Genomic DNA, 11,943 nt, shown 5'->3' with positions numbered 1-11,943 from the left:
CTCCTTTATCTTCCACCTGCCTTTCCGAACAGCCTCGCCTTGTGTTCCGGTGCATGAACCATCAGGTTATAACGCTCATTGCCGCATTTATAGAGACACACGCCCCTCTGTGGGTAGCGGATCAGGTTATACTCACTGTCCTCTAACTGCAATGTATCCGTATAAAATCTGGCATCAATACTGCCGGCGTTGAACAGGAACTGATGGGTCGGGATGGAAAACAGCGGCTTGGTGTACTCCTTCACACCGTCCAAATTAAAATCCTCCAGGTTCTGACTGGCAATGATGACCGCCGATTCTTTCTTTCTGACACGCTTCATAAAGTTGCGGACATATTCCACGGCGGTCAGGTTTGAAAGGAACAGATAGAACTCATCCAGGCTTGCCGCGGTATTCCCTTCCGTCAAAAGTTCATCGGACATAAAGGATAGGATATTAAACAACAGGGCATTTTTAAGGCTCCTCCCTGCCTGTAAAAGTCCTTTTACTCCAAAAGTAATAAAGCCCGCATCCGTGATATTCGTGTGGCCGTTAAAAAACTTGCTCTCTGCTCCCACACACATAGAGTTAAGCCCCAACAGGATGCTCTGGAGCATCTCTGCAGTATAGAGCTGTCTCTTGTTTTCATCAAAATCCTTATACTCCTGCTCGATAAAGGTGTAAAAGTCGGAAAGGATCGGGTAGTCCGTGGAGGCCATCCGGTCAAAAGGACTCTGATCGCTGATCCCCCATTTTGTATAAAGTTTCTGTAACATGATCTCGATCACATCGATTTCCCGGTCGCTGAAATCCTTGTAGCTTCGGAAAAAATCTTTTAAGAAGCTGATATGCTGCGACAGGCGGGAGCGTATGCGGAAGGTCTGCGGCGCATCCAGATCCTCCGGGCTTCCTGTATCATCCCAGGTCTTTGGCTCCAGAGGATTGATAAGAAACTCCCCGCTCATCAGGTCAATAAAGCAGCCGCCCAGGTTATTCGTCAGATCCTCATATTCCATTTCCGGATCCAGAGCCACGATCCGCATGCCGGATTCCCGAAGGTTAGTGAGCAGAAGCTTTAACAGGTAGCTCTTTCCCTGGCCGCTGTTTCCCAGGATCAGGATGTTGGCATTGGTCTTGTCATCCGCCCGGCGGTTAAAATCCACCAGCACGTTGCTGCCGAACTTATCCCTGCCGATATAGAATCCGTTGGGATCCGTTTTCCCCGAATAGTTAAAAGGGTATAGGTTCGCCACACTGCTCGCGGGAAGCACCCGCTCAAACTGGTCACGGAACAGGTTCCATCCGGTTGGCATTACACACTGGAACCCTTGCTGTTGCCTTAGCATCAGCCGGTCTACATTTAACTTTGCGCGGATCAGTTCCGTCAGTACCTCGGTCTGAAGAAGCTTTAACTGGTCGATATCATGGGCACACAGCTCCAAATATACCGCCGTGTGAAGGAGCGGTTCCCGGTTTCGGTGCATCTGTGCTACAATTGTCGCCACATCCTGCAGGTTGCTCTCCGCCAGCACGGTCTGCTGAAGATCGTTCGTATTGCTGCGGTCCATGCGGTTTTTGTTCGCCGCGTTGCTGATAATCTTCTTTTCCTCCATCGGCGTCACATGGCGGGTATAGATCCGAAGGGTCACCCCGTCTTTTTCCCCAAGATGGGAAAGGATCGCCTGCTCATCGGTGGATGTCGGGTATTCCCTCAACGCCCACACGCAGCGGAAGGTATTGCCGCAGATAAAGTGATCGGTTTCAAACTTGATGACCGATGGGGCGATCATATCCAGAAATTCCTGGATTCTCACATCCCCAGCCATTTCGGGTGCCGCAGCTGTATTTGTTCTTCTCAAATGAGTACCTCCTTTAATCGTCCGGGATAATCCAGCGCTCCCCGTCAAAATCTTCAAACTTTTCGGTGGTCACGTTCTGCTCATAGTACACAGCTAAAAGTCTTTTGATATCTTCCTTATCCGCACGCTTGACGGAAAAGCCCTGCTCCTTTAAGGACTTTTCAATACGCGCAAGATAGGGGAACACCTCGGTTTCTTTTTCATCCTTCAACCGGATTACGATCAAAAATTCGCGGGCGGTTGCCATCTGCACCTGGATCCGATCCAGATGAGTCAGGTCTTTTTCCAGCAGCTTTCGGACTACGGGATTTTCCTCCTGCTCAATCCGGGACCTCAAAAACTGCTTATTATCCTCAAAGCTCTCCCGGCTGTTTAAGCACAACATTTCAATTTCCGCTACGCCTTTTAGTACCGTCATCAGCGCATAGATCCTTGCCCCCACGCTGGCCTGGGAGAGCACAGAGATGTTGGTCGGCTTCACGATAAAATACACCAATTCTCCCTGTCCATAAGTCACAAGGCTGTAGTCCGTGATCTCTTTTGCCCCGATGAGCTGCCTTGTGGAAGCCTGTCTCTTTGCCTCCTGCTTTTTAAGTTTCTTCTCTCTGCTCATGTTCCGTAAACCTCCACTCATAGAGCTGCTGTCTGGTAAAAAAGTACGCACAGGCATACCGGATAAAATCCAGGATGCTTGTATCCTCAAAGCGGATCGTCAGAAACGCATATACCGCGGTCAGGACAATCGGCGGGACAAATCCTGCCTGTGTAAGGGATAAAACGGATATCAAAGCGCACACACCGATGATACCGATATCCCGAAGCTGCCAGAGCCATAAGACTGCCCTGGATTTTAAGTTGTCCGGATAGATATACAAACCTTCACCTCCACATAAATTTACCGCCGGCAGCATATTGCTTCCGGCGGCACTAAATTTGAATCATTCCTTATCTCCCTTACGGCTTTTCTTTCTCTGCTTCCTGCAGGGCGTTCTCAATCAGCCCGATCACGAAGTCTTTCTGACTAAGCCCTGTCTTTTTTAAGTGCTCCTTGATCCGCATAAATAATTCCTCTGATACCTGAAATGCCAGTGTTCTTGTCCCGTTTGCCATTATCTTTCCTCCTTCAAAATGTTCCTTCAGTACCATCTCAACGTACTGGTTCAGTGTCATTTCCAGCCGTCCCTTTTCTTTCCCGACTTTTTCATACAGGGCTTCCGGGATCATTGCGCATAAATTTTTTCGGTTCTCCATAGGAACGCTCCTTTCTTTGATCCTGCAAGCCAAGTATATCGAAAGCCTTATGGAATAGCTATGGCAATACCCAACAAGGAATTTCCTTCAAAGGAAGCACTACCAACAAAGAGAGCAGGTCACTGTTTTTCTCCCCTCTTTTGCAAAAAATAAGCGATTCCACGCAGAACAAAATCCACACATGGAATCGCTACACTGTTGCCGAGAGCCTTATATCGGGCACTGTCCGAGGCGCCCGGAATATCCGTCCAGCCGTCAGGAAACCCCTGAAGGCGCTCACACTCCAACGGAGTCAGGCGGCGGATCAGGCGGTTGGAAACTGTTTGGCATGACGTTACCGCCACCAAATTTTCGCTGCCGCCTCCATGATCACCGCCGCTTGCTCGAATAGTCGCACACCCTTTTGCATAAGCCCCATACTGGGACTGTCCGAACACCTCCGGCTGGCACACAAGATCCGTTGCATCCTTGTGCTGTCTTGCACTCTGTGTTGCCGTTACCTCATTTTCCATAAACTCATCGCTCCGCTGCCGGCTGAACACCGCATGCCGGTCCGTAGCTGTCAACGTGTAGCTGAGATCCGATTGACAGCCGAAGCCGTTCCCTCCGTTTTTTTCCTGTCTGTCAATAATATTTCCTGAAATGCAATAGCTCTCCGGTTCTTCGGCCACCAGAGGAACATTGTTTCCTCCGGTCCCATACCGGGCGGACATAGTCGGCGCTACTTCGTGGGGTCCGGTATAGCGGGCATCAATCCCATGATTCTCAAACAGCACCGGCTGATTATTCCCGCTGGTTCCGGCCGCTGCTGTAATGGTAGGACAGACCCCTTCTCCAATATAAGCCCGGCTCTGCTGGTTTGCCAAGATAAGGGGCTGGTGCCCTTGTTCCTGCGCCCGCAACGTCCCTGACACATCCTCCGTCATATGCATCCGGCTGCCTCCTTGATCATTCAAGCACAGGCAATTTTCTTCTTCTGTTATGTCTCTGTTACCCCCGCCTGGATCATCAGCGCCGTTTTTAATTGAGGCGGCAGATTCTTTCCTCTCGCCTTTGCCCTTCGCAGAATCCCTAAGCAGGCGGTCCTGCTTAAATAATATCTGGGGTGCGGTGAGGCCTCCAAAATCCGCGACAAGGAAGATACGACGGCGACGCTGGGCGACTCCCCAGTATTGAGCGTCCAATACTCGCCAAGCCAAGCTGAATTCAGTTCCCAAAATGGCAGCCCCAGCAGATTCCCAGCGCCCGGTGTCAGGTCGAGGCACATGACAGGAACCCTTCTTAATACGGACGATTTCCTCGATGACCGCCCGGAAGTCCTCGCCGTCTGAAGAGCTGAAGGCTCCCGGTACATTTTCCCAAACGAGGTATCGAGGTCTGCTAAGGTAATCTGGTATTCCTCGTTCGGCATCTGCTTCTCTCATCTCCTTTACAATGCGTACCTGATCCATAAACAAGCCGGAGCGTTTCCCCGCAAGGCCTCGTCTCTGTCCTGCAACGGACAGATCCTGACAGGGGCTTCCCCCGCAGATTACATCCACCGGCGGCAGCTTCCCGCCATCCAGCTTTGTGATATCCCCCACATGTTCCATATCCGGAAATCGGAGTTTCGTTACCTGGATGGGAAATGGTTCAATTTCACTGGCCCAAAGCGGCGTAATGCCGTTATGGATGCCGGCAAGGGGAAAGCCGCCGATCCCGTCAAACAGGCTCCCAAGCGTCAGCAATGGCTCATCCCCATGCCGACAAACGCCTGCCCGGCTTCCTGTGCCAAAGAGTCTGCAAGTTCCTGGCCACTGACTCTTCTTACCGGGATGGAAAGCCTTTCCGCCGCTTCCAGCTCTTTCTGCATGCCGGAAGAGATGCGGTCCCCGCACAACCACAGTTCATCACAGACACCTAATATCCGAAGCCCCATTTGAAGTCCGACTTCCCGGTCTTTCGGGGAGCCGTCATCCAAAAACTGCGGATACATCAGATGCACCGCTATGGGGACTGCCCCCTGTTCCACAGCATACCGGCAGGCTTCCTGCGCCGTTTTGATATTCTCCACAATATCCCCCGCATAAGGAGATGCAATATATACCAGTTTTTTCTCTGCCATATTCCACCCGCTTTCTTATTTTGCTACGGTCTGTACGACAGTACGCGTCAGGTTAACCGCTCCCTGTGCCGCATAGACCGCTCCCATCACATTGGCTCTGGTTCCTGTATCCAGTCCGAACTGTCCGGCAATCCTGGGGATTTCCCCGGCAGATAGCATGAGTCCCAGCCCTAAAAGAGCATGATCCTTTACTACCATCAGGCCCGCAATCAATACTGTTGCCTGCAGGAAAGTCGTCAGACACAGCCCAATGACCTGCTTGCACCAGCTGACAAACCCGTCAATATACCCTCTCGGTACACTGAACATATAAAGGCTTCCCACTGCGATCTGGATTAACAGGATACCGCCGCGCTTTAAATTGGCAAAAAACACTTTAATCACAGCATATCCCATCATAATCAGGATAAAGATCATCAAGAGAGGACTTGTGATACTGTTAAGGCCTCCGAACACACCTGCATTCGCAGCTTCCTCCCAGGTTCCCGCATCCTGCAGGGAAGTAATGATATTCGACGCAACGGTTCCGAAATCATCCCCCAAGCCGGTAATATCCGCTGTAAAACTCCCCTGGAGGGATACACAGAGCTTATAAAGTTCCACCGGCACCACTGTAAACAGGCTTACCGCCATAAATCCTTTAACCGCATTGATTGCCGTCTCACGGATGCTGCCTCTCCCATTCTGGCATTCGATCCCGCATTCAAACACAGCCACTACAAGCCCCGTGATATAAAGCGCCCAGGCCAGATAAGAAAAGAACAGGACAATGGACTGCACCCAGGTCATCTCAAACAGATCAGCGCCCATATTTCCCATCTGCATAAAAAAATCACCAAGAAACCCTACCACCTGACCGTAGATCCAGTCTACGATCTGTCCGAGTACGGTATCGGCGACAAAATCCCATATGAACACGCTTTGGTTTTACCTCCCTTCCTGTCTCAGCACATCTTCTGCCCTGGCTGCAATTCCTCCGAAGGCTCCAGAAAAACCTCCAAGTACGTCTTTACCGCATCGGTCAGCGCCCGGTAATCCGTTTCGGTCGGATGATATACATACCAATCCACCTTATTTCCATCACGCCACAGATGTGGGGAAATGCCTTCTCCAAAGTTGGGATTGCTGACTTTCTTCATCCCCAAAAGATCCTGAAATTTTAATGCTACAGTGTCAATGACTCCCTCATTTCGGTTCAATAGCGTGACTTTCAGGCGGTCATAGTGGTCTGCCACCATTCCTGTCTGGAAGTGGATCTTTACACGAATCTGGTCCGTAAGCCTTCCATAGCAGGCATTCCCTGCAAATTTTGTTTTTGGGAACACCGCATCATGGTCAAACATCCTGCGAAGTTCCTGTTCAAACTTTGTCATCCGAAGCCCCCTTTTCTACGTTATCCTCATGTCGGAAATCCCATTATTTCTTCCTGTCAGCCCACTCATCTCCTGCGTTTCTGGTTGGATCAGTTCAATCGTATCTTCCGGTGTCGAAAGAAGTTCATCCATGTGCCGGATGAGACATTCCATATGGTTTTGCCAGTTGTTCCAGTCCTTTTCTTTAAACCATCCATTCCATTTCCTTCCCCTGGCAGCATTCTCCCGGCTGTATTTAAGCGTATCTGTCAGATAACCCTGAAGCCATCCGATGGACTCTTTGTCAGCTGTAAACGATGTCATAAAAGCAAACTTCCTGCCTTTCGTCGCATAAAGATCAGCATCCAGCCCCGTCATGTCTTTATTCCGAAATTTCACAATAATTTCTGCCAATGCCATCGGGCTGCTATGGCTGTCCCCATCGGTTACGTCCTGTGGAGAACACCATCCATCTTCCTGCAATAACTGGATCATGGTTTTCAGGTTCATTTTCCCATCGTCAGGCAAATTTTCTCGGATTAAATCCACCGCATCCAGTCCCGCATCAGACTCAAAAGCTGTAATTCCCCAGCATCCCACCTTCATTCCTCCCTTGTTTTTTCTGTTCCGATTTCTCTATCGGCAAAGCAAATCACATCCCCAAGATCTGCCATACATACATCGGCGCGGTAAGAGTAAAGACCAGGCACGCAAACAGGATCGCAGGGCCGGCCCATTCAAACTGCCCATGCTTTCGGTAATCAAAATATGCGGTGCCGAGTTTCCCAAAGAAAAATACCGCCAGGATTAAATCAATTGCGGGAAACACGACATTGTTTACCACGGTTTTGATCTGTTCGGATGCCGTATCCCAAGTCCCTTCGATTGCTCCGGCAACATCACCCGATGCCGCATAAGCCGGAATGCTAAGCACACAGGCAGCCAGTGCAGCAGTGATGAGGAGCAGTTTCATTCGCTTCAGTCTCATTTGGTTTTCTCCTTCCTTTTTCTGAAAAATTAATCCGGTGTCTGCGGCGCGATGTGCCAGTCACTCCAAAGGTTCCCGTCAATCGTCAGGGAATCTGTCAGGTTCATGGACAGCATCCCTGCCGGGGTCCAGCAGTCGATCAGCCATGTATAAGCGGTATAGCTCCCGTCCGGATACCAGATCGGTGTGAAGTGGGTGCGCCTGTTATACGTGCTGTAACGGTTTTCCTTAAATTCATGAGCCATATCATTCCCGCTATTCATCCGCTCCAAAAGCCTCCAGAAATTCTGGTACTGGAATTCAGGGAAATAAGTCACCGCATTCTGTGCAGGTGTAACTGCAGAGCTTTGGTTTGTGCTGACATGCGTTTCCACCCTCTCATTGAAGCCATACCCGGACTTCATGGTATTTCCGCTGGCGGTCGGCGCTTTCTCATCTGGAGAAATCTCCATCGAGGCGGTCAGGCTTGCAGAATATCGGTCAAAATCAAACTCCCACCAACCATGGTCGCACCAATATCCGTCATCATCCTCGTCACCGCTGTGCCATACCCAGTATTCCCGCCACCAGGGTCTCCACACACCCCACTCTGCGGAAGTTTTTTCCTCATTTTCCGGGACGGATGGACGGCTGAAATCGTCATTGCGGTCATCCGCGTTAGGATCCGGCGGCGGGTTCTCATCCAGATCCACAATGTTTACCTGGATGGTTCCTTTATCCACATGTCCTCCGCCATGTACCCGCACTGTAATCGTCATTGCCTGGGGTTCCTCCGGCGTTGTCCAGCGGATCCAGGCAAGCTGGCTGTCTCCCTCCGGATAATACACATTGTCTACCCGATAGGAACGCCCATCTACAGTAAAAGTAACCGACACCGGATCATCAGGATCGCTCTGCCCGCCTTTTACTTCTACCGCCGTGATTACCTCCGTATTCGTCCGGTATTCATAGTCAAACTCAGTAACCTCCACTTCCTCCGGAGGCTCTTCATTAAACCGCACAACCCCAAGGCCCAGGGACGTTTTGATCTCCATATTGGATCGAACACCGGTTGTTCCGCCGTTCCATGCCGGATATCCCAGATCCGGCACCTCTAAAAACATGGATAACGGGAGGTTCTGGAATGCTACAGTAGGAAGAACCGCACGGACTGCTCCGCTTGTCAGCTCGTCATATAGTGCCGCCTCTGTGGCGGTGGCTGCAATCAGGTTCCCCTGAAAGGTCAGGAAGCTGATGGGTTCAATCAAGAGTCGGTATTCCCCATTGATCAGCGTATCAAAATCCATTCCTGTAAGCCCGGCAATACTGCGAATGACTTGTTCATCTGTAAAATAGCTTTTAATTTCCTCAATATTTGCCTGCCCAAGACTTTGGGAACTGATGATCCTCGGCAGGGCCTGCGCAGGATTGACATACTCATATGGGGCCGTGTTGACTGCCAGTGCTGTCCCGTTATTATATGAGATCTTGCACTCTTTCCCAAATGAATACACAATGGCCGGCTGCTTATTGGTCAGGTCGATTGGTCTGGTTACCGGCTCCCTTCCCTCTGTCCGAACGACCGTTACCCGTACTCCTTCATTTCCCGGCGACCAAAAATTCTGCGTGGTTCCCTGCCCCATGCTTCCGCCGCCTCCATCAAGGTTTCCTTCCCCAACCGCATAGGCCGGCAGTACAAACAGCAGGGATGAGAGTATCGCCAGAACAAGAAAAATGCCAAATTTTCGCTTCAAAGAGCTGCTCCTTTCCACGAAAAAACACCGCGTCTCCGCGATGCTTCTTCCTTTTGATTCGGTTCATTTGGTTCTCAGTCCATGATCCCGATCTTATTTCCGTTTTCATACATATCCTCAGCAACCGTGCCGGATCCTCCGCCGCCATTATTCTGGACCCAGCCAAAGCCCGGAATATAAATCTGCCCATTCTTAGTATCCCCCGCCTGCGGCTCATCCGGCTTTGCTGCCGGCTCCGTAGGTGTCACAACCGCATCATGCTCCACAGGCACGGGAGGTGATTCCACCTTGGTTCCATCCGGCATTTGTGTCGGATCCGTAAGCACATCTTCACTTGGTGCTTCCGGTCTGGTCACATCCGGCTGGATACTCTGTTCCGTTTGGTCTGTCTGCGCAGGGCGGCTGTCTACGGGACGAACCGTTTCCTCGGTTTCCTTTATGGTGTCTGTTATCCTATCCGTTTCCGGCTTTATATCCTGCTCGATATCTGCTTTCGCTTCTTCCGTTTGAACGATACCGGGATCTACAACGATTTCTGTCACCGCCGAGGTTTCTTCCGGCAGGACATCCTCTCCTGAAGAAGTTTTCCCAAACTGCAGGCTGATTACTGCAATCAGTGCAATACAGATCATACTCCCTCCGCCGACTGCCAGATACCTTTTTGTCTTTTCTGTCAGTTTCAATGTTCTAAGCCTCCTTTACCGTTTTCCGTATCGTATCTCACACAATACGGTATGCTTGTTCACAAGTCTATCTGACTTTCGCATTCTCTTCTAAAATCTACGATTCCAACAATTCTGCCGGTCTTTCATTGTTTAAAACACCTCAATATAGCCCGCCTGTACCTTCAAGGTAATGAACATAGAGGGAAGGAGCCTTCCTCCAAACCGTACCGGAACCTCCAGCCGCACAAGGGCATCTGCTTCAAAGCGCTGTGCATTCTCCGGATCCGATGGAGCCAATGGTGCATTGCGTATAGTAACATCCAGACGATCAATAGCAAACTCCAGCTCCTGATTCCCGTCATCCCCGTATTTTACATGTCGGCCTCCCTGGAAGGTCGTACCAATGGTATCGTCCAGATATCCATAGATATCCCCCACATCCAGTGTTTCCTCCCAGCCTTCCGTTCCAAATGGCATGTAATTTCCAGAATATCCTTCCCGGACTCCATGATAGACGCCGGCATAATTATCATTTACCGTAGAAATGATGGCATCCTCCACGGCTTCCCGCACGCCCGCTGCAATAACCTGCAGGCGGAAATATTCGCTGATACCGCACAGCAGAATGATCAGTGCCAGCACGATTCCAATCGTCATCGGAAAGGACGCAGCCCGCTCACTTTTTAAGATATTCCTGATTTTTCTTCCCAAATGGCCACCTCACTTCCAGTAGACTTCGGATTTTCCTGTTGCCTGAGAGCGCAGGGTAATTGGGAAGGAAGCGAATTCTCCAAATAGCCCGATATTTGTCTCCAATGTCAGTATGACGGTAATATCATCATTCAGCTGGATCCTTCCGCCATCCGACCATTCAATCTCCGGATCAAGGCCTGTCTGCTCCGACAGGATCGCCGCACGGCGGTCGGTTTCGGATCCGATCCGCCCGGAAACCTCCGCCTCCCGTACCAACTCCGTGGCAAAGGTATCCAACTGCTGTTTTTGGATAAACACAGGAAGCACCCGCATGGCCAAGGCCAGAACCATCACCGCGCACAATACCAGAACGATCACATCTACATATCCTTCACCGCGCTGACTTTTGAGTATATATCGTAATCTCCTTTGCACGATACACCTCCTTAAAACATCCCGCCAAGGCTCTCCAGAGCCACATAGCAGATAATGGCAAGATAGGTTAACAGAAAGCACATCAGCATGGCAAAGGAAAAGACCCGGATCTTGGGCGGAATCTTCTGCGCTTCCGCTTTGAGGCGCTGTAATTCGATCTGCTTAAAGTCATGGGCCAGCATCTGGAAATACACCACGCTGTCATCGCCGCGCAGCACACCGATCAGCCCTCTTACCACGTCCGACAGCATAGGGGAATTGAGCCTTGCCTCAAACCGGGTCAGAGCTGCTTCATAGTTGGACGAGCGCATATCCGCCAAGAGGATATCCAGTTCCCCGGTAAGCGCCGGACCTGCATTCGTCTTAAACCGTTCCAGCATCCCGATTACGTTGCGACTGGATTTTAGCTCCTGCTCAATGGTTGCCACCATTCTCGGCAGCTCCCCTTCGATCTCTTCCCGCTTGGCTTTCAGCTTTTCGTCTGCCTTCTGGGTTTCCTTAAAGTAGAGAAGCACTGCCAAAATGACAACAATCGGTGACAAAAGCGGCAGCAGAAACACACAGGGAATCACTCCCAAAAGAACCGCTCCCGCTTTCGTCAGGGCATATGCCTGGTAGACCTCCGGTGTCACGTTGATACCTCCGGCCTTCAGCACATTCGCCATGCGGCCTCGCTTGTATTCATCCATCCGGATGTGCTTTGCCAGCCTTACCGCCACAGTCATCAGTCCGGTTTCCAGGGTTTTAGCAGATTTACGCTCCTGCTTTACGGTACCTAACATAGCCTTGGCCGCGCCAATGGTAGGCAGGCGCAGGGCTGCCGCCGCCAGAAAGAACAGTCCAAGGGCGAGGAAACAGCCGAATAAAAACAATAATCCCATCAT

The 11,943-nt window shown here is 50.7% G+C and carries 15 protein-coding genes; all 15 read right to left on the bottom strand.

Going from position 1 to position 11,943, the window contains the following annotated elements; translation table 11 throughout:
- Positions 1-5 precede the first annotated feature (5 nt).
- Positions 6-1,805 (bottom strand): VirB4 family type IV secretion system protein, encoded by a 1,800-nt coding sequence (locus LK436_RS02545; protein ID WP_008397078.1) that lies wholly within the window; start codon positions 1,803-1,805, stop codon positions 6-8.
- Between the two features lie 46 nt (positions 1,806-1,851).
- Positions 1,852-2,451 (bottom strand): hypothetical protein, encoded by a 600-nt coding sequence (locus tag LK436_RS02540; protein WP_008397079.1) that lies wholly within the window; start codon positions 2,449-2,451, stop codon positions 1,852-1,854.
- Positions 2,429-2,713 (bottom strand): hypothetical protein, encoded by a 285-nt coding sequence (locus LK436_RS02535; RefSeq protein ID WP_044930897.1) that lies wholly within the window; start codon positions 2,711-2,713, stop codon positions 2,429-2,431. The genes LK436_RS02540 and LK436_RS02535 overlap by 23 nt, the downstream gene beginning before the upstream one ends.
- A 79-nt stretch (positions 2,714-2,792) precedes the next feature.
- Positions 2,793-3,089, bottom strand: coding sequence for a 4-oxalocrotonate tautomerase (locus LK436_RS02530; RefSeq protein WP_008397081.1), 297 nt, complete (start codon positions 3,087-3,089; stop codon positions 2,793-2,795).
- Positions 3,090-3,208: 119 nt separating this feature from the next.
- Positions 3,209-4,816, bottom strand: coding sequence for a DNA cytosine methyltransferase (locus tag LK436_RS02525; RefSeq protein ID WP_008397082.1), 1,608 nt, complete (start codon positions 4,814-4,816; stop codon positions 3,209-3,211).
- Positions 4,810-5,193 (bottom strand): DUF4406 domain-containing protein, encoded by a 384-nt coding sequence (locus LK436_RS02520; RefSeq protein WP_008397083.1) that lies wholly within the window; start codon positions 5,191-5,193, stop codon positions 4,810-4,812. The genes LK436_RS02525 and LK436_RS02520 overlap by 7 nt, the downstream gene beginning before the upstream one ends.
- 15 nt (positions 5,194-5,208) lie before the next feature.
- Complete coding sequence (locus LK436_RS02515; protein WP_008397084.1) at positions 5,209-6,111, bottom strand: conjugal transfer protein TrbL family protein; 903 nt, start codon at positions 6,109-6,111, stop codon at positions 5,209-5,211.
- A gap of 26 nt (positions 6,112-6,137) precedes the next feature.
- On the bottom strand, positions 6,138-6,566 hold the full coding sequence (locus LK436_RS02510) for a hypothetical protein (protein WP_008397086.1): 429 nt from the start codon (positions 6,564-6,566) through the stop codon (positions 6,138-6,140).
- A 15-nt stretch (positions 6,567-6,581) separates the two neighbouring features.
- Positions 6,582-7,151 (bottom strand): DUF4259 domain-containing protein, encoded by a 570-nt coding sequence (locus tag LK436_RS02505; RefSeq protein ID WP_008397087.1) that lies wholly within the window; start codon positions 7,149-7,151, stop codon positions 6,582-6,584.
- 46 nt (positions 7,152-7,197) lie between these two features.
- Complete coding sequence (locus LK436_RS02500) at positions 7,198-7,518, bottom strand: DUF3852 domain-containing protein (protein WP_416207817.1); 321 nt, start codon at positions 7,516-7,518, stop codon at positions 7,198-7,200.
- A gap of 44 nt (positions 7,519-7,562) precedes the next feature.
- Positions 7,563-9,266 carry a hypothetical protein gene (locus LK436_RS02495; RefSeq protein ID WP_147594753.1) on the bottom strand — a complete coding sequence of 568 codons (1,704 nt, stop codon included), beginning with the start codon at positions 9,264-9,266 and terminating at the stop codon, positions 7,563-7,565.
- A 74-nt stretch (positions 9,267-9,340) separates the two neighbouring features.
- A complete protein-coding gene (locus LK436_RS02490; protein WP_008397090.1) occupies positions 9,341-9,949 on the bottom strand; it encodes a DUF6550 family protein in 609 nt (202 codons plus the stop codon).
- A 132-nt stretch (positions 9,950-10,081) separates the two neighbouring features.
- Positions 10,082-10,588 carry a hypothetical protein gene (locus LK436_RS02485; RefSeq protein WP_008397091.1) on the bottom strand — a complete coding sequence of 169 codons (507 nt, stop codon included), beginning with the start codon at positions 10,586-10,588 and terminating at the stop codon, positions 10,082-10,084.
- 63 nt (positions 10,589-10,651) lie between these two features.
- The gene (locus tag LK436_RS02480; protein ID WP_044930900.1) at positions 10,652-11,059 is read right to left on the bottom strand and encodes a DUF4320 family protein; all 408 of its coding nucleotides are present in this window, start codon (positions 11,057-11,059) and stop codon (positions 10,652-10,654) included.
- Positions 11,060-11,070: 11 nt separating this feature from the next.
- Entirely contained in the window at positions 11,071-11,943 is an 873-nt protein-coding gene (locus LK436_RS02475; RefSeq protein ID WP_008397093.1) for a hypothetical protein, read from the bottom strand.

This window comes from Clostridium sp. M62/1, from assembly GCF_020736365.1.
GTDB lineage: Bacteria > Bacillota > Clostridia > Lachnospirales > Lachnospiraceae > Otoolea > Otoolea saccharolyticum_A.
This window is presented reverse-complemented; position numbering and strand designations above follow the sequence as displayed.